Source organism: Streptomyces sp. GbtcB6, assembly GCF_019091475.1.
GTDB classification, from domain to species: domain Bacteria; phylum Actinomycetota; class Actinomycetes; order Streptomycetales; family Streptomycetaceae; genus Streptomyces; species Streptomyces hyaluromycini.
Window position 1 is genome coordinate 19,012 of sequence record NZ_JAGXJL010000070.1, and the last position, 21,820, is coordinate 40,831.

A 21,820-nucleotide genomic window follows, 5' to 3' on the forward strand; every position below is an offset into this window, starting at 1 on the left:
CCTCGCTGGGCACGGGGCCTGGCGGAGGGCAGGGGGCAGCACGAGCGCACGCGGGCACGCGTCGAGACCCTGGCCCACTCCACGAGGCCCGGACGTCAGAACGCCCTCGCCGGGTGGCTGGGCGTGCTGTCGGCAGGTCCTCGGACTGACTCCTGTGCACGAACATGCACAAGTACACCGTTGCGGGACAGTTCCGGATTCGCACCGGATTCCCCTGTGGCGACAGCGAGCATGAGCATACATCTAGTGCCGGGTCGTCGCGTCACCCCCAGATGTTGTGTCGCGGCGGTGTCAGAGCGTCAACTGATAGGTGAGCAGAGTGATGTCGTCCAGGTGCGGCACGGGATTCCAGTCCCGTTCTGGTGTGCGGACGAAGCCCAGACGTTCGTAGATGCGGTGGGCGGCGTGCATGCTTCGCTGGCTCGAGAGAACGACGGCCGTGCAGCCCTCGGTGGCCCGTGCACGGTCGATGCAGGCACGGACGAGTGCCTCGCCGGCGCCTCGGCCGCGGGCCTCGTGTGCGACCGCGAGCGCCCTGATCTCGGCTTCGCCGGGGCGGGCGATGTCGGCGACCGGGCCGGGGCCGGCGACGAAGGTGACTCCGCCGAGGAGTCCTTCGCCGTCCACGGCCACGAGCACGTCGGCGGCTGCCGCCCGGCTCGCCACGTCCTTCAGCACCGGCAGGTACTCGTCGCCCTCGCCGTAGTCGAGGAGGCCGTCCCGGAGGTAGGCCTGGGCGGTGATCTCACCGAGGGGCTCGTACTCACCGGGCTCCGCCCGTCGTATCACGATGTCCATGGCCCCGAGTCTGCCGGACTCCCGCATGCGGAAACCTCCCGATTTCCCCGGTGGGGCGCCCGGGTTGCGGGCTGTGCCGGGAGTGATTCCGTGGAGGGAGGTGCCGGTGCCCGCGCGTCCTCCGTTCCGTGAACCACTCCGGGAACGCGTAAGGAGAAGGCACCATGACGAGGGTCGTCCGTCACCCGCCCGGCAAGGAGCTACCGCGCGACGCGCCGATGGCGACTCTGGACCTGCGACGCGCGGGCAACCGGGTCGGACACGGTCTCCTGGGCCGCTGGCACACCCTGACGATCCGTCTGGAGGCCCGCCGCGGTGTCACCCGCCCCAGGAAGTGGCACCGATGGGTCTCCTACGCCAACGTCACCAGGGCGATCTGGATCGTCGCCGCGCTGGCACTGCTCGCCTGGGTCGTCGAGGGGCTGTACATCCTCTTCACGGGCGGTACGACCTGGTTCGAGCGATGGCGGCAGAACAACGTGGGGTTCGACACCGTCTTCAAGTTCGTCGGTCCGGTCCTCGCCGCCTCCCTCGCCGCCACACTGTTCCTGTTCTGGTGGTACCGGTGGACCAAACGGCGTTACCCCGCCAAGGCGCTGCGGGATCCCCGCAAACTGGTGCCCACCGCCGGCCCCGACACCGCCGAGATCGTGGGCCGGGACGAGGTCGCGCAGGTCATCGCCGAACGGCTGCGGGAGCGCGACACGCGTCGGCCCTATCTGCTGGTCGGCGGCGTCGGCGCCGGCAAGACCGCCGTCCTCGTACGGCTCGCCGAACTCCTGGCCCACCAGAATGCCGTCCCGGTGCCGATCCGGCTCCGGGATGCGGCGGACGGAGCGGACCTGAACTTCGAACTCCTGGCCAGGCGCCGCTTCGCCGACGAGGCGCCCAAGGGCATCCTGGCGCGCTCCAAGACCGACCGGGTCTGGCAGCGGCTCCTCGCCGACGACAAGCCGGTCGTCCTCGCCGACGGCCTGGAGGAGGCCCTTCTGCGCTGGGTCGGCATGCGGGTCCGCGAACTGGACCGGTTCTGGGATGAGATGGCTCGGCGGACGCGGGAGTAGCGACGTCGGGGGAAAGCCGAAAGCGGGCCGCCGAGGGAGGTTCTCCCGGCGGCCCGCTGCGGGTTGTGTGTGGTTGCTCGCGCCCACGCGGCGGAGCCGCAAATCGATACAGCCCCGCGCCCCTAAAGGGGCGCTACGGCTGGCGGGAGTTCCACCTCCACGTCCGGTTCGCCCGCGTCTGCTGTGTAGTCCTCGGGGCTGGTCTGGTCGATGCCCTCGGGGGCCTTCAGTGCCTTCAGGGCGAAGGTCAGGACCACTGTGACCACCACGTTCAGCACGAACGCGGTCAGGCCGATGTAGCCGATCTCGCCGATGCCGGGGATCTCCTTCGAGGAGCCGCCGAAGTGGTTCTGGGTGGGAGAGGCCACGCCGTACGCGGCGGCCGTGCCGTAGACCATGCCGACCGCCCAGCCCGCCAGCAGGGCCCAGCGGTGGAACCAGCGGGTGAACAGGCCGCCCACCAGGGACGGGAAGGTCTGCAGGATCCAGATGCCGCCCAGGAGCTGGAAGTTGATGGCGACCGTCTTGTCCATGGTGAGGACGAAGACCAGCGCGCCGACCTTCACCAGCAGGGACACCAGCTTGGAGACCTGGGCCTCCTGCTTCGGCGTGGCGTCCGGCTTGATGAAGTCCCGGTAGATGTTGCGGGTGAAGAGGTTCGCGGCCGCGATGGACATGATGGCAGCGGGGACCAGGGCGCCGATGCCGATCGCGGCGAAGGCGACGCCCGCGAACCAGTCCGGGAACATGTTCTCGAACAGCTGCGGGATGGCCAGCTGGCCGTTGGTGACCTTGACGCCGGCCGCGATGGCCATGAAGCCCAGCAGGGCGAGCAGGCCCAGCATCAGGGAGTACAGCGGCAGGATCGTGGTGTTGCGGCGGATCACGTCACGGCTCTTCGAGGAGAGCGTCGCGGTGATCGAGTGCGGGTACATGAAGAGGGCGAGTGCGGAGCCCAGCGCCAGGGTGGCGTACGTCCACTGGCCGGCCGGGGCCGGGACCAGGCCGCCCGCTCCCGCCGCCGTGAACTTGTCGCCCGCCTTGGCGAAGATGTCGTCGAAGCCGCCCAGCTTGATCGGGATGTAGATGATCGCCACCGCGATGACGATGTAGATCAGCGCGTCCTTCACGAACGCGATCAGGGCGGGGGCGCGAAGGCCGGACGAGTAGGTGTAGGCCGCGAGCACGCCGAACGCGATGAGGAGCGGGAGGTCCTTCAGGAACCAGTTGGTGCCGTCGCTGCCGCCGACGCCCATCACGTCGAGCACCGCCTGGATGCCCACGAGCTGCAGTGCGATGTATGGCATCGTTGCCAGGATGCCGGTCAGGGCGACGGCGAGCGAGAGGCCCCGCGAGCCGAAGCGGCCGCGCACGAAGTCCGAGGTCGTCACGTAGCCGTGCTTGTGGGAGACCGACCACAGACGGGGCAGGAACGTGAAGATCAGCGGGTAGACCAGGATCGTGTACGGCACCGCGAAGAAGCCGGCCGCGCCCGCCGCGTAGATCGCCGCCGGTACGGCGACGAAGGTGTAGGCCGTGTACAGGTCGCCGCCGAGCAGGAACCAGGTTATCCAGGTTCCGAACGACCGGCCGCCGAGGCCCCATTCGTCGAGGGAGTGCTCGTTCTCGGCCTTGCGCCAGCGCGCGGCCAGGAAGCCGATGGCCGTGACGGCCAGGAAGAAGAAGATGAAGACGCCGAGCGCGACGCCGTTCACACCGTCCTTCACTTCGCCGCACCCCCGTCCGCGCTCGTGGCGGCCTTGCGGGCGCGCTGGTCACGCTGCCACAGCTGGTAGGCGGTCATGGTGAGCGCGGTGGAGAGCAGCACCCACAGCATCTGGTACCAGTAGAAGAACGGGATCCCGATGAACACCGGGTCCGTCTTGGCGTACGAGCCCACCCACAGCATCGCCACGAAGGGCGCTATCAGGCAGAGGGCGATGGCGACGCGCACAGGCGTCACCACCGCCGCTTTGGTCACATCTGACGCATCGGACATCTCGCGGCTCCGTCCCCTCACTGACCGCACGGCGATCACCGTTGTTCACCTGTGTAATGCGCAGGCAATCATGGCGAACCCGTGAGGTCAGTGGAAGACCTCATCCGCATATCGGCATGTCGATTTCGTGGAGAAGCGTGATGCGCCGTCAGAAGGGGCGGAGCGTGAACGGCCTCAGTCCTGGGGCCGCTTGAGCCGTGCCACGAACTTGTAGCGGTCGCCGCGGTACACCGAGCGGACCCATTCCACCGGCTGGCCATCGCGGTCCAGGGAGTGGCGGGAGAGCATCAGCATCGGCAGGCCCACGTCGGTGCCGAGCAGGCCGGCCTCGCGCGGGGTCGCGAGGGAGGTCTCGATGGTCTCCTCGGCCTCGGCGAGATGGACGTCGTACACCTCGGCGAGGGCGGTGTACAGGGACGTGTACTTGACGAGGGAGCGGCGCAGGGCCGGGAAGCGCTTCGCGCTGAGGTGCGTGGTCTCGATCGCCATCGGCTCGCCGTTGGCCATGCGCAGCCGCTCGATGCGCAGCACCCGGCCACCTGCCGTTATGTCGAGCAGGCCGGCGAGCCGGTCGTCGGCGGTGATGTAGCCGATGTCCAGCAGCTGCGAGGTCGGCTCCAGGCCCTGGGCGCGCATGTCCTCGGTGTACGAGGTCAGCTGGAGCGCTTGGGAGACCTTGGGCTTGGCGACGAAGGTGCCCTTGCCCTGGATGCGTTCCAGGCGGCCCTCGACGACGAGTTCCTGCAGGGCCTGGCGGACGGTGGTGCGGGAGGTGTCGAACTCGGCGGCCAGGGTGCGCTCGGGCGGGACCGGGGTGCCGGGGGCCTGTGTCTCGGTCATTTCGAGCAGGTGCTTCTTCAGGCGGTAGTACTTGGGCACACGCGCGGTACGGACGGCTGTCCCGCTCTCGTTCTCCGCACTGCTGACGTCGGTGCTCATGCTCCGCCTTCCCGGCTACTGGTACTGCTCGCCACGTGGCACGGCAGCGTACCGGGGTTTCCGCTGCACGCTGCGTGATCCCTTCTGTATACCGTCGCGGGCCCTTCTGGTCTAGTCCATCGCTGGAGTGGTCTACCGGAATTGTCTCGTCCGCGCCTCGGGTTTTCGAGGGGTTCTTACTTAAAGGTTCCTGCATATGTAGGTCCCATAACGGCTGGTCGGAGCTCATTCGACCACCCTTGACAGGCCTAGTGGTCTGGGCCAAGCTTCCCGCACTGGTCTACACCATTGGTCCAGGTCCCGGCCCAACGCTCGTGCGGGGAGGCAGGGGGGTTTGTGGCATCCCTGAGGAGGGTGGCGTGAAGCGCAAGCTGATAGCCGCGATTGGTATCGCGGGCATGGTCTTCTCCGTTGCGGCGTGTGGCAGTGACAACAAGGACGACAACAAGTCCCAGGGGGCGGACGCCAAGGCGCTGACCGTCTGGCTCACGGTGGACGCGCAGAACAACTGGCCCGACCTGGTGAAGGCCGCCGACGCCGCCGTGCAGAAGAAGCACCCCGGCATCAAGATCAAGCACGAGTACTACGGCTGGCCCGACAAGAACACCAAGCTGGACGCCGTCCTCGCCACGGACAAGGCCCCCGACGTGGTCGAGATGGGCAACACGGAGATGCTCAGCTACATGGTCAAGGGCGCCTTCGCCCCCGTCGACGCCTCCCAGTTCACCAGCTCCGACCAGTGGCTCGACGGCCTCAAGGCCTCCGTCACCTACCAGGGCAAGACCTACGGCGTGCCGTACTACGCCGGTGGCCGCGTCGCCAACTGGCGCAAGGACATCGCCGCCTCGGCCGGCATCAAGACCACGCCGAAGACCTACACCGAGCTGACCGCCGACCTGGACAAGATCCAGAAGAAGGAAGGCGACAAGTTCAGCGCCTGGTACCAGCCCACCCGTGACTGGTACGCGGCCATGTCCTTCGTCTACGACGCCGGCGGCTCCATCGCCGTCGAGAACGGCGGCAAGTGGCAGGGCAACCTCTCCTCGCCGGAGTCCATCAAGGGCCTCACCGAGTTCAAGAGCGTCATCGACAAGTACATGCACGGTGACAAGACCAAGGACGAGTCCGACCGCTACATCGTCTACGGCCAGGGCAAGTCGGCCATGATCTTCGGTGCCGCCTGGGAGGGCGCGACCGCGGCCGACCCGAAGAACGACAAGACCGGCGGCAAGCTGAAGGACAACCTCGTCAACTTCGTGATGCCCGGCCCGTCCGGCAAGAACATGCCGGTCTTCCTGGGCGGCTCCGACCTCGCCATCCCGGTGAAGTCCAAGGCGCAGGCCGTCGCCGCCGAGTGGATCAACGCGTTCACCGGTCCCTCCGGCCAGAAGGGCCTGATGGCCAAGGGCAACCTGCCCAACAACAAGACCGACCTCGCCACGCTGAAGAGCGACCCGGCGACGGCGGTTCCGGCCACCGCGGCCGAGTCCAACTGGTTCGTGCCGATGGCGCCGGGCTGGGGTCAGGTCGAGAAGGCCCAGGTGCTGCAGACGATGCTGCAGAACATCGGCACCGGCAAGGAGTCGGTCGAGGCGGCGGCCAAGGAGGCCGACGCGGCGATCGACAAGGTCATCAACAACGCGTAGTGGCCTGCGGCCGGGCCCGGCCGACGGGGGGTCGGGTCCGGCAGGCGGGTGATGTCAGAAGGTGCCGCGATGGGTTGGTGGGTTGGTGCCGGTTCGTTGTGGCTGGTCGCGCAGTTCCCCGCGCCCCTTACGGGGCGCGGGGCGCGTCCCCTGAAGGGGCGCGTTGCTGGCGGCCTCTCTCGATCTGTTTGAGGAGCGCACGATGAGTGCCGTTGATACGACCACACCCGCCAAGGTGCCGGCACCGCCACCGGACTCCCCGCAAAGACCACGTGCGAACCGGCGCTCGGGCGGTTCCGCCGTCCCCTGGCTGCTGCTCGCCCCCTGCCTGCTGATCCTGGCGCTCGTCCTCGGCTACCCCCTCTACCGCCTGGTCACCCTCTCCTTCCAGGACTTCGGGCAGTCCCAGCTGTGGGGGTTCAAGCCGGCCGAGTGGATCGGGTTCGGGAACTTCTCCAAGGTGCTCGACGACAGCGAGTTCTGGCAGGTCGTGGTGCGCACGATCGTCTTCGCGGCCGGCTGCGTCGTCTTCACCATGGTCGTCGGCATGCTCATCGCCCTGCTCCTGCAACGCGTCTCCGGCTGGGTGAAGACGCTGGTCAACATCGCGCTGGTGGCCAGCTGGGGCATGCCGGTCATCGTCGCCACCACGGTCTTCAAGTGGCTCTTCGACTCCGACTACGGCGTCCTCAACGCCGTGCTCAGCAAGCTCCCCGGGGTCGACATGGTCGGCCACAACTGGTTCGCCAGCGGACCCGAGGGGCTCGCGGTGATCATGCTCCTGGTGGTCTGGGGAGCGGTCCCCTTCGTGGTCATCACGCTCAGCGCCGGACTCACCCAGGTCCCGCAGGAGCTGGAGGAGGCCGCCCGGCTCGACGGCGCCGGTCCCTGGGGCGTGTTCCGCTACGTCACGCTGCCCATCCTCAAGCCGGTCATCGTGATGCTCACGACCCTCTCGGTCATCTGGGACATGGGCGTCTTCCCGCAGGTCTTCGTGATGCGCGGCGGCCACCCCGAGGCCGAGTTCCAGCTGCTGACCACCTGGTCCTACGACCGGGCCTTCGTCGTCAACGACTACGGGCAGGGCTCCGCGATCGCCCTGCTCACCGTGCTCCTCCTGCTCGGCGTCGTCGCCGTGTACATGCGCCAGATGCTGAAGATCGGAGAGGTCGAATGAGCACCGTCGCCACCCCCGGCCGCAGGAAGTCGAAGGCCGGCTGGAACCTCCTCGGCCTCCTCGTGTTCCTCGTCGCGGGCTTCCCGGTCTACTGGATGCTGAACACGGCGTTCAAGCCCGCGAAGGACGCCATCGACCCGGACCCGAGCCTGCTGCCCACCGGCATCACCCTGTCCAACTTCAGCCGCGCCCTGGACATCGCCGACTTCTGGGGCCCGGTCGGCCGCAGCCTGATCGTGTCCCTCTCCGTCGTGGTGATCGGCATGGTCATCGGACTGCTGGCAGCCCTGGCCATCTCCCGGTTCGCCTTCCGCGGCCGCAAGGTCGTGATCGTCGGCATCCTCGCGGTCCAGATGATCCCGCTGGTCGCCATGATCATCCCGGTCTTCCTGCTCCTCAACGACCTGGACCAGTACGACAAGCTCAGCGGCCTGATCATCACCTATCTGACGTTCATCCTGCCGTTCACGGTGTGGACCCTGCGCGGCTTCATCGTCAACATCCCGAAGGAGCTGGAGGAGGCCGCCATGGTCGACGGCTGCTCCCGCACCGGCGCCTTCGTCCGGGTGGTCTTCCCGCTGCTCGCCCCCGGCCTCGTCGCCACCTCGGTCTACGGCTTCATCCAGGCCTGGAACGAGTACCTCTACGCCCTGATGCTGCTCAGCCAGGACCACCAGACGGCGACCGTCTGGCTCGCCAACTTCACCACACTGCACGGCACCGAATACGCCCCGATGATGGCCGGCGCCACCATGCTCGCCGTGCCGATCGTCGCCCTGTTCCTCCTCGTCCAGCGGAAGATGGCCGCAGGCCTCACCGCGGGCGCCGTGAAGGGATAACCCCCTCCGATGACGACATACGCCAGCGGCACAGACACGCTCACCCGCGACGCGCTGACGGTCCTCCAGCCGGGCTTCACCGGCACCACCGCCCCCGACTGGCTGCTGCGCCGGCTGGGCGAAGGCCTCGCCTCCGTGGGCGTGTTCGGCCGCAACATCATCTCGGCCGAGCAACTCGGTGCTCTCACCGCCCAGTTGCGCGCCGAGCGGGACGACGTCCTGGTCGCGATCGACGAGGAGGGCGGTGATGTCACCCGCCTTGAGGTGCGCACCGGTTCCTCCTTCCCCGGCAACAACGCCCTCGGCGCCGTCGACGACCCGGAGCTGACCCGGCTGGTCGCCCTGGAACTGGGCCGCCGCCTCGCCGCGTGCGGGGTCAACTTCAGCTGGGCCCCGGTCGCCGACGTGAACTCCAACTCCGCCAACCCGGTCATCGGCGTCCGCTCCTTCGGCGCCGACCAGGACCTGGTCGCCCGCCACACGGCGGCCTACGTCAGCGGCCTCCAGGCGGCCGGGGTGGCGGCCTGCACCAAGCACTTCCCGGGCCACGGCGACACCGCCGTCGACTCCCACCTCGCCGTGCCCCGCATCGACGCGACCGCCGACGTCCTGCAGGTCCGCGAGCTGGTCCCCTTCCGCGCCGCCATCGAGGCCGGTACCCGCGCCGTGATGAGCGCGCACATCCTGGTCCCCGCCCTGGACCCGTCCCTGCCCGGGACGCTGTCCCACCGCGTCCTCACCGAACTGCTCCGCGGCGAACTCGGCTACGACGGCCTGATCGTCACCGACGGCATGGAGATGCAGGCCATCGCCGGGACCTACGGCATCGAGCACGGCTGCGTCCTGGCGCTCGCCGCCGGAGCCGACGCGATCTGCGTGGGCGGCGGCCTCTCGGACGACGAGACGGTACGACGGCTGCGCGACGCCCTGGTCGCGGCGGTCCGCTCCGGCGAACTCCCCGAGGAGCGCCTGGCGGATGCGGCGCAGCGGGTGCGGGCGCTGGCGGCCTGGACGTCCACGGTGGAAGCGGCCCACCCGGACCCCACCCTCACGGACATCGGCCTCGTCGCCGCTCGCCGCGCGCTTCATGTGACGCGCGTCGACCCCTACACACCCCCGGCCGAGCCCCTCTTCGTCGCCTCCCTCACCCCCGAGACCAACATCGCGGTGGGTACGGAGACCCCGTGGGGCGTGTCCGCCGAACTGACCCGTCTGCTGCCCGGCACCGAGACCGGCAGCTTCGCGGGCGAGGACGCGGGTCACGCGGCGATCGTGGCGGCGGGGGAGCGCCGTGTCGTCGCGGTGGTACGCGACGAACACCGGCATCCCTGGATGTCCAGGGCCCTGGACACCCTGCTCAAGGCCCGCCCCGACACGATCGTGGTGGAGATGGGCCTGCCCCAGGCCCCGCCCCGGGGCGCCCTGCACATCGCGACACACGGCGCGGCGAGGGTGTGCGGCGTCGCGGCGGCCGAGGTCATCGCGGGCGTGACCGCGTAACGCGTTTCACCGGGGTGTGGTCATCTGCCGGGCGGTGTCACCGGGCCGATGACCACACCCCGAACCACTGCTCGGCGTCGTACGCCTCGAATCGCTCCAGCTCGGTGAACCCGAGCTTCGCCGCGAGACGCATCGAGCGGACGTTGGCGGTCTGGGTGTAGAGCACCACCGACGCATCGGGAAGCACGCCGGAAAACCAGTCGAGTGCCGCGGCGCATGCCTCGCCGGCATACCCGTGTCCCCATGCCTCCGGCAGGAACAGGTAGCCGAGGTGGGTCTCCCCGGCCTCCTGGCGGTGGACCGGAGTCTCGGGGGTCTGCGGGTTGAGCTCGACCGTGCCGATCGCCGCTCCGTCGAGCTCGACCACGAAGAAGCCGGGGCGCCGCCCGGGCACCTCGGGCACCGTGCGTTCGAGCTCGGCACGCGGCCGAGGGCCACCGAGGTAGGTGCCCACCTCCGGCGAGGCGTTCAGCTCGATGACCGCCGCACGATCCCGGGCCTCGGACGCACGGAGCACGAGCCGCTCGGTCTTGATCGGGGCAGGCGGCCAGACGTCGGGTCCTGACAGAGTCATGGCGGGCAACCTATCCCACACCCCGCGCCCGCACCCCGCGCCCCAAGGGGCGCGGGGAACTGCGCGAGCAACCCACCACTCACGGTCAGCCCGAACAGAACCGAACCCGGCAGACGAATCCGCTAAATCCCCTGCCACCCCGGCTTGTTGGAAAAGGTGTACCGGAAGTAGTCCGCGAACTTCAGCTTGGACGCGGCGCCCTCGTCGACGACCACCGTGGCATGCGGATGCAGCTGCAGCGCCGACGCCGGGCACACCGCGGCGACCGGCCCCTCCACCGTCGCCGCGACCGCGTCGGCCTTCCCCTCGCCCGTGGCCAGCAGCACCAGATGCCGGGCCTCCAGGATCGTCCCGATCCCCTGGGTGATGACGTGGTGCGGCACCTGCGCGATGTCCCCGTCGAAGAACCGCGCGTTGTCGACCCGGGTCTGCTCGGTCAGCGTCTTGATCCGGGTCCGCGAGGCCAGCGAGGAACACGGCTCGTTGAAGCCGATGTGCCCGTCGGTCCCGATCCCGAGCAACTGCAGGTCCACGCCGCCCGCCCGCGTCAGCTCCGCGTCGTAGGCCTTGCAGGCGGCCTGCACGTCCTCCGCCGCGCCGTCGGGGCCGAGGAACGCGCCCATCCCGATCCCGAGCGGCTCCAGCACCTCGCGCCGCAGCACCGACCGGTACGACTCCGGATGCTCGGCCGGCAGCCCCACGTACTCGTCGAGCTGGGCTATCCGCGCCTGCGAGGTGTCCACGGCACCGGCCCGGACCTTGGCGGTGAGCGCCTGGTAGATGGGCAGCGGGGTCGAGCCCGTGGCCACCCCCAGCAGCGCGTCCGGCTTCTGCCGGAGCAGCTGGGCCATGGCCTCGGCGATCAGCTCGCCACCCGCGGCGGCGTCCGGAACGATGACAACTTCCACGCTGGGCCTGCCGTTCTGAAGAGGGCTGGAGGGTCTGGAACGTCTATGTGGTTTAGACCAATCTGATGGGACCAATCTAACAGAACCGGTCCCTGTCCCTGCGGGCCGGGCGCAGGGAAAGGGGACAAGTGCGAGGTTACGTGAATACGTCAGATGGGGTGAATTAAGGAAAATTTCCGCAGCTCGCCGCGGGCTCCTCCCCGGGTCGGGGAAAATTGCCCTGGCCATCCGCCCCCATGGCCCATCCCGGCGGGCTAGGCTGCGACCGCATCAACTGTGAACAGTCTCCAACGCATGGACACACACCGTGGTCTAGTCCACAATTGCGTACGAGGGCTGAACGAGTACGGCATCAGCCGTACGGCACAGTCACACTCTTCCGTCTTCCCCGCACAGGAAGGCGGACCGAGGAACCGGAGCTCTCTGCCCTGACTGCCCCGGATCCTCACCTTCGGCCGACCGGGACCGCACACCCCGCGGCCGTTGCTGCTCCGGGCTGCGGTGCCGGGAGGGTTGAGGGTCCCTCCCAGGCGCCGCGGCCCGCGGGTGTTTCCGGGCCCGCCGTCTCTCCCGGCCCCGCTCTCCCGGACCCGCTGTTTTTCGGCCATCCACATACCCCCAGGTACGCTCACAGACGTGCCCTCCATGAACGAACTGGTCCGCCAGCACACCGCCCTCGACGACTCCGACCTCGAGTGGCTCCATCTGCTGGTCTCTGAGTGGCAGCTGCTCTCCGACCTCTCCTTCGCCGACCTGGTCCTGTGGGTCCCCACCCGGGACGGCACCCGGTACGTCTCGGTGGCGCAGATGCGCCCCAACACCGGCCCCACCTCCTACCAGGACGACATGGTCGGCCACCTGGTCCCGCGCGGCCGCCGGCCCATGCTGGACATCGCCCATGACGAGGGCCGGATCGTGCGCGAGGGCGACCCGGAGTGGCGCGAAGAGGTCCCCGTACGGGTCGAGTCCATCCCGGTGCGGCGCGAGGGCCGGATCCTCGGAGTCATCGCCCGCAACACCAACCTGCTGACCGTGCGCACCCCGAGTCGCCTTGAGCTCACCTACCTCCAGAGCGCCTCCGACCTGGCGCAGATGATCGCCGCCGGATCGTTTCCCTTCCCGAACCAGCAGGTCGACATGGACGCCTCACCGCGCGTCGGCGACGGCCTGATCCGGGTGGACGGCGACGGCATCGTCCAGTACGCCTCCCCGAACGCCCTCTCCGCATACCACCGCCTCGGCCTCGCCGCCGACCTGCTCGGCCATCACCTCGGCCAGACGACCGCCGAACTCGCCCCGACCAAGGGGCCGGTGGACGAGGCGCTCGCCAAACTCGCCAGCGGCTGGGCGCCGCGCGAGTTCGAGATCGAGTCCGAGGACGGCGTCATCCAGTTCCGGGCGATCCCGCTCAAGCCCAAGGGCACCCGGATCGGTTCCCTGGTGCTGCTCCGGGACGTCACCGAACTGCGGCGCCGTGAGCGGGAGTTGATCACCAAGGACGCGACCATCCGGGAGATCCACCACCGGGTGAAGAACAACCTCCAGACGGTCGCCGCGCTGCTGCGCCTCCAGGCCCGGCGCATCGAGTCGGACCGCGGCCGGGAGGCCCTGGAGGAGGCCGTTCGGCGGGTCGGCTCCATCGCCATCGTGCATGAGACGCTGTCTCAGAACCTGGACGAGCGGGTGGAGTTCGACGAGATCGCGGACCGGGTGCTCGCCATGGTCGCCGAGATCTCGCCCGGGAAGGTCACCGGCCGGCGCACCGGCCGCTTCGGGATACTCGATGCCGAGGTCGCCACCCCGCTGTCGATGGTCCTCACCGAAATCCTGCAGAACGCCCTCGAACACGGTTTCCGCGAGGGCGACACCGGCACCGTCGAGGTCACGGCGGTCCGCGGCGGCACCACCAAGGAGGCCCGGCTCCTCGTCACCGTCCAGGACGACGGCGTCGGCCTGCCCGAGGGCTTCGACCCGCACCGCTCCGGCAACCTCGGCCTGCAGATCGTACGGACGCTGGTGGAGGGCGAGTTGGGCGGTACGTTCGACATGGTGCCGGCGCCGGAGCGGGGGACCCGGGTGATCCTGGACGTACCGGTGCGTCCGCAGAAATAGGCCTTCCGGAACAAGTCTTGTGAACAAGCCTTCTGGACAGCAAAGAGCCCCGGACCTGGTGGGTCCGGGGCTGCTCGCTCGTTGCTGCTTGTTACTAAGCGCATCGGGGGTACTGCGCGCTGCGGCTCGGGGGCGGGAGATGCGTACTCGCTGTACGCGCCGCCAAGCTCAGGCTGTCACCAGGGGTGGGACTGTCAGGCGGTGGCCTGACGGGCCCGGTTGCGGGCGGCACGGCGCTTCATCGCGCGACGCTCGTCCTCGCTGAGACCACCCCAGACGCCGGAGTCCTGGCCGGACTCGAGCGCCCACTGCAGACACTGATCCATAACGGGGCAGCGACGGCAGACGGCCTTGGCTTCCTCGATCTGCAGCAGCGCAGGACCGGTGTTGCCGATGGGGAAGAAGAGCTCGGGGTCTTCCTCGCGGCAAACGGCGTTGTGACGCCAGTCCATGGCTGCTACCTCTCCTTGGTATTACATGCACGTTGCTTGTGAATGTGAACGCTTTCACGAATCCCTCAACAAGTGAAGGGCCGACCGCCAGGTTCCCTGGCAGGGGTCCTGTGAGTTGAAGTGGGATTCCGGTGATCAGTGGAGGCCGGTCTTGCGGGCCGTCCCGATCGCCACGTAGAGCCTCGCAAACCTCAGCGACGGATACAACCCCTTCCGGAAAGTTTTTTTTGATTCCTCGGTGTCGACTGGGTCACAGCCGTACTTCCATGGGGTGGATCCTGGCCTAAACGTTCGAGTGAAAGGACTTTAGCCCGTTCCGCTCACACAATCACACGCAGTGCACTGCGTACGCCTGTGAACGTCACGCTCGTACGCAGTCCTAGGTGGTCGCCGTCCATCTGAAGGGGGAGGGGGACCTTCGAATGCAAGGTGAACTGGTCCAGGTCGTGCAGCGACACCGCATGCTTGCCGTGGGGTCCGCGCTCGGGGGACGAAGTGAGCAACTGCGTGCCATACCGGGCAACCGCGGCGGTCGACAGGCGGCTGAGACCGAGTACGTCGATGCCTTTATCGAACGAGGCCTTAGGCGACGTGTACATCGGGCGATTGCCGAGATACGTCCAGGGCGAGGTGTTCGAGACTATCGCCACGACGAGATCGTTGATCGGGTCGGCGCCGGGCCGCTCAAGGGTGATCGTGCCGTGCCGCCGGTGCTGCTCGCCGAAGAACTGCCGGACCACCTGACGGACGTACAGCGCGTGCGTCGACTTCTTGCCGAGCTCGCGCTGCTGCTCGACCCTGCCGACCACTCCCGCGTCGAAGCCGAGTCCCGCGTTGAAGGTGAACCAGCGGGCCGGGACCGCTTCGTCCTCGGTGCCGGGTGTGCCGGCGGTCAGACCGAGGCCGACGAGGCGCTCGCGCTTCTCGCGCAGCGCGTCCAGCAGGTCGCCGGTGGCCTCGACCGGGTCGTTGGGCAGCCCCAGGGCGCGGGCGAAGACATTGGTGGAGCCGCCGGGGACCACCGCGAGGCCGGGCAGCCGGTCCGGGTCGGGGCCGTTGTGGAGCAGGCCGTTGACCACCTCGTTGACCGTGCCGTCGCCGCCGAGTGCCACGACGAGGTCGATGTCGTCGCTCTCCGCCGCGAGCCGCGCCAGGTCGCGGGCGTGGCCGCGGTACTCGGTGGTGACCGCCTCCAGCTTCACTTCGCTCGCGAGCGCGTGGATGAGGACGTCGCGCCTACGTGCGCTTGTGGTGGTTGCCGCCGGATTGACCACGAGAAGTGCACGCATGGATTGCAGCGTACCTACTGGAAAGTACCGGGCCCAGACCGAGTTAGGGATCCGGTAAGAGATAGGGGCGTGAGTCTCAACACTCGGGTGCGAGGGGCGCGGGTCCCGCCGCGGGGCCGAGGGCTACCCTTTCCGGCGTGAGCAGTGAGGATGTGCCTACGGCCGAGAAGGCCGACGGAATCGACGGACCCCGTCCGCGACGGCTGACGTATGCCGCCGCGCTGGCCGGGCTGGAAGGGCTCGCGCTGGTCGTCGGCGGGGTGTGGCTGGCCGTGCTCGGGTTCACCGGGGATCCGGACGACCGGGGGCAGGCGATCACCGGGGGTGTCACCGTGATCGTGCTGGCGCTGCTGCCGCTGCTGGCCGCGCGCGGGCTGCTGCTGCGGAAGAGCTGGAGCCGGGGGCCGGCGGTGATCACGCAGATCATGGCGCTGCCGGTGGCCTACAACCTGTTGCAGGCCGACAGTCTGGCGATTCCGGTGGGGATCGTGCTGGCGGTGGTGGCGGTGGCTTCGCTGGTGTTGCTGGTGAACTCTGCTACCACCCAGGCCCTTGGGATCAAGGGGCCCGGGCGTAGTAGCTGATCTGCGGGCCGGTGGGGGCTTGTCGCGCCCACGCGGCGGAGCCGCATATGGATACAGCCCCGCGCCCCTTTGGGGCGCTCTACTCCTCCACCAGCAGCTTCTCCCGCAGCTGGGCCAAAGTCCTCGCCAGCAGCCGTGAGACGTGCATCTGGCTGATGCCCACCTCCTGGGCGATCTGGGACTGGGTCATGTTGCCGAAGAAGCGGAGGAGAAGGATCCGCTTCTCTCGGGGCGGGAGGTCTTCCAGCAGGGGCTTGAGGGACTCGCGGTACTCGACGCCCTCAAGGGCCTCGTCCTCCGCGCCGAGGGTGTCGGCGACCGCCGGGGACTCGTCGTCGGTGTCGGGGACGTCCAGGGACAGCGTGGAGTAGGCGTTGGCCGACTCCAGGCCCTCCAGGACCTCCTCCTCCGAGATCGCGAGCTTCTCGGCCAGCTCGTGGACCGTGGGGGAGCGGCCGTGCTGCTGGGACAGCTCCGCCGTGGCGGTGGTGAGCGCGAGGCGCAGCTCCTGGAGCCGGCGCGGGACGCGGACCGCCCAGCCCTTGTCCCGGAAGTGGCGCTTGATCTCGCCGACCACGGTCGGGGTGGCGTACGTCGAGAACTCCACGCCCCGGTCCGGGTCGAACCGGTCCACCGACTTGATCAGGCCGATGGTGGCGACCTGGGTGAGGTCGTCCAGCGGCTCGCCGCGGTTGCGGAACCGGCGCGCGAGGTGCTCCACGAGCGGCAGATGCATCCGGACCAGCCGATTGCGCAGCTCCGCGTACTCGGCGCTGCCCTCCTTCAGCCCGCGCAGCTCGACGAACAGGGCGCGCGCGCCGCTGCGGTCCTGAGGCTGGCTGCGTTCCTGAGGTTCGTGCTGGGTCGCCTGCACCACCTCCGCGGCCAGCGCCTGGTCCTCGGCGTATCGCTCGTGCTCGCTCATCGTCCCGCCCGTCGCCCTTCCACGAGCCTTCGCCCCGGCTCGGTGCGGGGCCGCGACCCCGTTCCGACCTTCCGGGGGCGCGCTCTGCGCGGCACCCTCCAGACCGACCTGCGCGGAGGCGTCCTCCGGGTGCGGCCTGGCCTGTTCCGGGATGCCGTCGATGCCGTCAGCCATGCGGCGGGAGCCGGCCTCGGGGCCTTCGTCCCCGGCCGGCAGCTCCCGTGTGCCGCGCTCTTCGTCCCGCACCGGCCCGTCCCCGTTCCTCACGCCGGCCCGGGTCCCGCGCCGCGCTGTTTGTAGAGGCTGATCGACACGGTCTTGTCCTCGTCGACGGCCGACGAGACCTTGCCCGCCAGGGCCGAGAGCACGGTCCAGGCGAAAGTGTCGCGCGAGGGGGCGTGGCCGTCCGTGGTCGGGGCGGAGACCGTGACCTCCAGCGAGTCGTCGACGAGGCGGAAGACACAGCTGAGCACCGAGCCGGGAACGGCCTGCTGGAGCAGGATCGCGCAGGCCTCGTCGACCGCGATGCGCAGATCCTCGATTTCGTCCAGGGTGAAGTCCAAGCGGGCGGCGAGACCGGCCGTGGCCGTGCGCAGCACCGACAGGTAGGCACCCGCAGCCGGCAGCCGGACTTCCACGAAGTCCTGGGTCGCGGGCTCGCCTGCGATCTGGGACACCCTCACCTCCATGGTGGTACAAGCTTTTCGGGGCCGAGGGTCGCCCCTCGGGGTAACGCACAACGTGGTTCAGCGGTGACGCTACCGCGCTCCGAACTTTTCTGTCCCCGGGACCCCAACCCCCTGGCGTCACTCACAGTAAACCTGTGGATACGCTCCGTGTCTAGGGGTCTGCCTTGCCCAATTGGGAAGAGCGCGCGCCGGGTTGACGTACCCCGGCGTCGGACCGTCGAACCGTCGGTGCTGTGGTCTTCAGCAGCCGTAGTGCAGTGTCACACGAGCACGTGGTCGACGAAGCACCAGCGCCAGTCCTCGCCGGGCTCGAACGTCCGCATTATGGGGTGGCCGGACGTCTCGTGGTGGCCCGTCGCATGTCTTCCCGGCGACGAGTCGCAACAGGCGACATGGCCACAGGTCAGACAGAGCCGCAGCTGTACCGGATGCCACCCCTTGGCGAGACACTCCGGGCACGTCTCGTTCAGCGGGTCGGGTTCCGGGTGCGGCAGCGCGTCGCGGTGCGTGCACTGTTTCATGATTGCCAGATTACGACGGGTGTGCGGGTGGCCGCGCGAAAAACGAGGGCGGGCGAGGATCATGGATGTGATGCCACTGCTGTTGCTGGTGGCGGGGAGCGCCGCGATCGCGGCGGCGGCCCGGCGCACTCCGGTGCCTGCGCCCCTGCTCCTGGTGGCCGTCGGGCTGGTGGTGTCGTACATCCCCGGCATCCCGGACTACACCCTCGACCCCGAGGTCGTCCTGCCGCTGCTGCTGCCGCCGCTCCTCTACACCTCGGCGTCCGACAGTTCCTATCTCGACCTGCGTGCCCAGATGCGACCGGTCGCGCTGCTCTCGGTCGGATACGTGCTCTTCGCGACCTTCGTGGTCGGCTGGGCGGTCTACCTGCTCGTCCCGGGCATGCCGCTGCCGGCCGCCCTGGTGCTGGGCGCGGTGGTGGCCCCGCCGGACGCGGTGGCGGCGACGGCGGTCGCGCGACGGGTGGGTCTGCCGTCCCGGATCACGACCATCCTCCAGGGCGAGTCGCTGCTCAACGACGCCACCGCGATCACCGCCTACAAGGTCGCCCTGGCGGCGGCCGTCGGCGCGGGCGCCACCTGGGTCGGCGGCATCGAGGAGTTCCTGCTCGCGGCGGTGGGCGGGGTGGGCGTCGGCCTGATCCTGATGGCGCCGCTGCACTGGCTGCGCACCCACCTGAAGGAGCCGCTGCTCCAGAACACCCTGTCCCTGCTGATCCCGTTCGTCGCCTACGGCATCGCCGAGCAGTTCCACGCCTCCGGCGTCCTCGCCGTCGTGGTCGTCGCGCTCTATCTCGGCCACCGCGCGTGGGAGGTCGACTTCGCCACCCGGCTCCAGGAAGAAGCGGTGTGGAAGATGGTCGCCTTCATCCTGGAGTCGGCGGTCTTCGCCCTGATCGGCCTCCAACTGCCGATCGTCCTCAGGGGACTCGGGCAGTACGCGGGCGTGCAGGCCGCCTGGTACGCGGTGGTCGTCTTCCTGGTGGTGGTCGCCGCCCGCTTCGCCTGGGTGTACCCGGGGACCTTCGTGCCCCGGATCCTGTCCGCGCGGATCCGGGAGCGGGAGTCGAACCCCACCTGGAGGGGCGCGATGGTGACCTCCTGGGCCGGGATGCGCGGGGTGGTCTCCCTGGCCATCGCCTTCTCGATCCCGGTCACCGTGCACGGCGGCGGCGCCTTCCCGCACCGCAACCTGATCCTGTTCCTGACCTTCACCACCGTGATCGGCACGCTGGTCGTGCAGGGCCTGACCCTGCCCCCGCTGATCCGCCGGCTGAGCTTCCCCGGCCGCGACCCGCAGGCCGAGACCCTCGCCGAGGCCAACGCCCAGGCCCAGGCCTCCCGCTCGGCCGAGGCCCGCCTCGACGAACTCCTCACCGACGACCGCAACGAACTCCCGCCACCGCTCGCCGACCGCCTCCGCTCGGTCCTGGAGCGCCGCCGCAACGCCGTCTGGGAACGCCTGGGCCAGACCAACCCCGTCACCGGCGAGTCGGTCGACGACACCTACCGCCGCCTCTCCCGCGAGATGATCAGCGCCGAACGCACGGTCTTCGTCCGGCTCCGCGACCACCGCTACATCGACGACGAGATGCTGCGCACCCTGCTGCGCCGGCTGGACCTGGAGGAGGCCGCCGCGTACCGGGAGGCCGGGTGAGTCGGCGCATTCACCCCCTGCCGCCGGTCCGACGGGGGATCATTGGAGCGACGCGGCCGGAACGTGGGGACAGGGTGGCCCGGGGGGATCGATGACCGACACCGACGCGCACGCGCAGCGGTTCTTCATCAGCTACGCGGGCGCCGACCGCGCATGGGCCGAGTGGATCGGCTGGCACCTGGAGCAGGCCGGGCACACCGTGATCCTGGACGTCTGGGACTGGCGCACCGGCGACGACTTCGTCCAGCGCATGGACGAGGCGCTGACCTCGGCGGACGCGGTGGTGGCGGTGCTGTCCCGGGCCTACTTCGCGGAGGGCCGCCGGTCGAACGACGAGCGGACGGCCGCGCTGGCCCGGCGGGACCGGATGATCCCGCTCGCCGTCGAGCCGCTGACCGACGCGGACGTCGGCCCGCTGCTCGCGGCGAAGGTGCGGACCGACCTGCACGGCAGGGCGGAGCCGGCCGCCCTGGGCGCACTGCGGGAGGCGGTGAACGGGGCGGTACGGCCGAGCAGTTCACCGGCCTTCCCGCCGGACGGCGCCGCCGCGGCGACACCGGACCAGGAGAAGCCGCAGCTGCCGGGGCGCGCCGAGCGACCGGAGGTGTGGAACGTACGCCGGCGCAACCCAGACTTCTCCGGCCGCGAGGCGCAGATCGTCGCGCTGCGGGAGGGGCTGCTCGACGGCGGCCCGTCCGTGGTGCACTCGCTGCACGGGATGGGCGGCATCGGCAAGACGCAGATCGTGGTGGAGTACGCACACCGTTTCGCCAGCCAGTACGACGTGGTGTGGTGGATCGACGCCGAGCAGTCCGACCAGCTGCCGGTCTACTACGCGGAGCTGGCCGAGCGGCTGGGCGTCGCCCTCGCCGAGGCGGGCGCGGAGCGCAACGCCCGTCTCCTCCTGGACGACCTCCGCGGCAGACCGCGGTGGCTGCTCGTCCTCGACAACGTGGAGCACCCGGACCGGATCGGGCGCTGGCTGCCCGAGGGCCCGGGGCATGTACTGATCACCTCGCGCAACCCCAACTGGCGTCACATCGCCCGCCGGACGGACCTCGACGTGTTCACCCGGGACGACTCCCTCGCCTACCTCACGACCCGGCTCCAGGGCATCACGGACGAAGAGGCGGAGGCCCTCGCCAAGGACCTGGGCGACCTCCCGCTGGCCCTGGCCCAGGCGGCGGGCGTGATCGGCAGCGGGACCACGGTCGAGCGGTACCGACGGCTCCTGGACGAGAAGACGGTACGGGTGCTGGAGGCGGGCGAGGCCCCGGACTATCCGGCCTCGCTCGCCGGCACCGTCGAGATCGCCGCGAGGCGCCTCGCCGACCACCACCCCGACGCGGCCGCACTGCTCCGGGTCGCGGCCTTCCTGGGGCCCGAGCCGATCCCCACCAGGTGGCTGGAGGACGCACGCCCCCGGATGACCACGATCCCCGGTGATCCGGACGACCTGATGGGACCCGGGCAGAGCCTCAGGCACCTGAGCGACTACGGCCTGGCCCGCACCGACTCCCACGCCTTCCAGGTGCACCGGCTGACCCAGGCGGTCCTGCGGGACCACGCCGACCCGGCGCGCGGCGAGGCCGCCCGCAGCGACGCGGCGGCCGTGCTGGCCGCCGCCGCGCCGGGAGATGCGCTGGACCCCGGCGACTGGGGCGCCTGGGCGAGCCTGACCGCGCACCTCACCACGGCCCACTTCGACGTCGCCGACCGGCCCGAACTGCGCCCCACGCTCGTCGAAGCCGTCCATTTCCTGATCCGCAGCGGACAGCCCGGGCGCGCGGCCGGGCTCGCCGCGGGGCTGCACGAGAAGTGGGTGTCCCGGCTCGGGCCCGATGACCCAGAGGTCCTGTTCTGCGCCCAGTACCTGGGCCACGCCACCTCGGATCTCGGCGACTTCCGGGGCGCGCGGCCCCTCATCGAGGACACCTACACCCGGCGCCGGCGGCTGCGCGGGGACGACGACCCCGACACGCTCCAGTCGGCCAACGACCTCGGGGCGATCCTCTTCGCCCTCGGCGAGCGCGAAGCGGCGGAGCGCATCAGCGAGGACGCCTTCGACCGACGGCGCCGCGTCCTCGGCGAGGTCCACCCCGACACGCTGCAGTCCGCCAGCCACCGGGGGACCGCGCTCACCCTGT

General features: G+C 69.7%; 20 protein-coding genes and 1 riboswitch. Of the genes, 9 read left to right on the forward strand and 11 right to left on the reverse strand.

All coding sequences use genetic code 11. From position 1 onward, the window contains the following. Positions 1-113 precede the first annotated feature (113 nt). A riboswitch (cobalamin riboswitch) is annotated at positions 114-256 on the reverse strand. A 35-nt stretch (positions 257-291) separates the two neighbouring features. Further along, positions 292-798 (reverse strand): GNAT family N-acetyltransferase, encoded by a 507-nt coding sequence (locus tag KVT45_RS49185; protein ID WP_217559738.1) that lies wholly within the window; start codon positions 796-798, stop codon positions 292-294. 164 nt (positions 799-962) lie between these two features. On the opposite strand from KVT45_RS49185, the gene KVT45_RS49190 reads away from it, so the two are divergent. After that, positions 963-1,862, forward strand: coding sequence for a hypothetical protein (locus KVT45_RS49190; protein ID WP_254648480.1), 900 nt, complete (start codon positions 963-965; stop codon positions 1,860-1,862). Between the two features lie 122 nt (positions 1,863-1,984). Here the strand turns inward: KVT45_RS49190 and mctP are convergent, their stop codons facing one another. From mctP to KVT45_RS49205, 3 genes are all read right to left on the reverse strand, one after another. Continuing rightward, a complete protein-coding gene (mctP, locus tag KVT45_RS49195) occupies positions 1,985-3,589 on the reverse strand; it encodes a monocarboxylate uptake permease MctP (RefSeq protein ID WP_217559740.1) in 1,605 nt (534 codons plus the stop codon). After that, entirely contained in the window at positions 3,586-3,861 is a 276-nt protein-coding gene (locus KVT45_RS49200) for a DUF3311 domain-containing protein (protein WP_217559742.1), read from the reverse strand. Before KVT45_RS49200 ends, mctP begins: the two co-directional genes overlap by 4 nt. A 174-nt stretch (positions 3,862-4,035) precedes the next feature. Then, entirely contained in the window at positions 4,036-4,800 is a 765-nt protein-coding gene (locus tag KVT45_RS49205) for a GntR family transcriptional regulator (RefSeq protein ID WP_093499171.1), read from the reverse strand. A gap of 359 nt (positions 4,801-5,159) precedes the next feature. On the opposite strand from KVT45_RS49205, the gene KVT45_RS49210 reads away from it, so the two are divergent. The 4 genes from KVT45_RS49210 (at position 5,160) to KVT45_RS49225 (ending at position 9,962) form a co-directional block, all read left to right on the forward strand. Then, the gene (locus KVT45_RS49210) at positions 5,160-6,446 is read left to right on the forward strand and encodes an extracellular solute-binding protein (RefSeq protein ID WP_217559755.1); all 1,287 of its coding nucleotides are present in this window, start codon (positions 5,160-5,162) and stop codon (positions 6,444-6,446) included. Between the two features lie 202 nt (positions 6,447-6,648). Continuing rightward, complete coding sequence (locus KVT45_RS49215; RefSeq protein WP_217559763.1) at positions 6,649-7,623, forward strand: carbohydrate ABC transporter permease; 975 nt, start codon at positions 6,649-6,651, stop codon at positions 7,621-7,623. After that, complete coding sequence (locus tag KVT45_RS49220; RefSeq protein ID WP_217559771.1) at positions 7,620-8,462, forward strand: carbohydrate ABC transporter permease; 843 nt, start codon at positions 7,620-7,622, stop codon at positions 8,460-8,462. Before KVT45_RS49215 ends, KVT45_RS49220 begins: the two co-directional genes overlap by 4 nt. Positions 8,463-8,471: 9 nt before the next feature. Further along, positions 8,472-9,962 carry a glycoside hydrolase family 3 protein gene (locus KVT45_RS49225; protein ID WP_217559775.1) on the forward strand — a complete coding sequence of 497 codons (1,491 nt, stop codon included), beginning with the start codon at positions 8,472-8,474 and terminating at the stop codon, positions 9,960-9,962. Between the two features lie 37 nt (positions 9,963-9,999). On the opposite strand, the gene KVT45_RS49230 is transcribed toward KVT45_RS49225, so the two are convergent. Further along, entirely contained in the window at positions 10,000-10,536 is a 537-nt protein-coding gene (locus KVT45_RS49230; RefSeq protein ID WP_217559783.1) for a GNAT family N-acetyltransferase, read from the reverse strand. Positions 10,537-10,658: 122 nt separating this feature from the next. After that, positions 10,659-11,444 carry a glucosamine-6-phosphate deaminase gene (gene nagB, locus KVT45_RS49235; RefSeq protein ID WP_217559793.1) on the reverse strand — a complete coding sequence of 262 codons (786 nt, stop codon included), beginning with the start codon at positions 11,442-11,444 and terminating at the stop codon, positions 10,659-10,661. Positions 11,445-12,080: 636 nt separating this feature from the next. Between nagB and KVT45_RS49240 the strand changes: the two genes are divergently transcribed. Then, positions 12,081-13,556 carry a sensor histidine kinase gene (locus tag KVT45_RS49240; RefSeq protein ID WP_217559801.1) on the forward strand — a complete coding sequence of 492 codons (1,476 nt, stop codon included), beginning with the start codon at positions 12,081-12,083 and terminating at the stop codon, positions 13,554-13,556. 194 nt (positions 13,557-13,750) lie between these two features. Here the strand turns inward: KVT45_RS49240 and KVT45_RS49245 are convergent, their stop codons facing one another. Together KVT45_RS49245 and KVT45_RS49250 are read right to left on the reverse strand one after the other, a co-directional pair. Further along, entirely contained in the window at positions 13,751-14,008 is a 258-nt protein-coding gene (locus tag KVT45_RS49245; RefSeq protein ID WP_010353616.1) for a WhiB family transcriptional regulator, read from the reverse strand. A gap of 320 nt (positions 14,009-14,328) precedes the next feature. Continuing rightward, entirely contained in the window at positions 14,329-15,297 is a 969-nt protein-coding gene (locus tag KVT45_RS49250) for a diacylglycerol kinase family protein (protein WP_089098843.1), read from the reverse strand. A gap of 137 nt (positions 15,298-15,434) precedes the next feature. Here KVT45_RS49250 and KVT45_RS49255 point away from each other — a divergent pair, with 137 nt between their 5' ends. Further along, a complete protein-coding gene (locus KVT45_RS49255; protein ID WP_217559803.1) occupies positions 15,435-15,881 on the forward strand; it encodes a hypothetical protein in 447 nt (148 codons plus the stop codon). Positions 15,882-15,960: 79 nt separating this feature from the next. Here the strand turns inward: KVT45_RS49255 and KVT45_RS49260 are convergent, their stop codons facing one another. From KVT45_RS49260 to KVT45_RS49270, 3 genes are all read right to left on the reverse strand, one after another. Further along, positions 15,961-17,073, reverse strand: a complete 1,113-nt coding sequence (locus tag KVT45_RS49260) for an RNA polymerase sigma factor SigF (protein WP_217559818.1) — start codon at positions 17,071-17,073, stop codon at positions 15,961-15,963. Further along, positions 17,070-17,483 (reverse strand): anti-sigma regulatory factor, encoded by a 414-nt coding sequence (locus KVT45_RS49265; RefSeq protein ID WP_004925829.1) that lies wholly within the window; start codon positions 17,481-17,483, stop codon positions 17,070-17,072. Before KVT45_RS49265 ends, KVT45_RS49260 begins: the two co-directional genes overlap by 4 nt. Before the next feature lie 272 nt (positions 17,484-17,755). Further along, positions 17,756-18,016 (reverse strand): UBP-type zinc finger domain-containing protein, encoded by a 261-nt coding sequence (locus tag KVT45_RS49270; RefSeq protein WP_217559825.1) that lies wholly within the window; start codon positions 18,014-18,016, stop codon positions 17,756-17,758. Positions 18,017-18,077: 61 nt separating this feature from the next. Between KVT45_RS49270 and KVT45_RS49275 the strand changes: the two genes are divergently transcribed. Further along, positions 18,078-19,673, forward strand: coding sequence for a Na+/H+ antiporter (locus KVT45_RS49275; protein WP_217559834.1), 1,596 nt, complete (start codon positions 18,078-18,080; stop codon positions 19,671-19,673). A gap of 91 nt (positions 19,674-19,764) precedes the next feature. After that, positions 19,765-21,820 (forward strand): FxSxx-COOH system tetratricopeptide repeat protein (fxsT, locus tag KVT45_RS49280; RefSeq protein ID WP_217559843.1); only part of this gene is annotated, 2,056 nt, incomplete at its 3' end.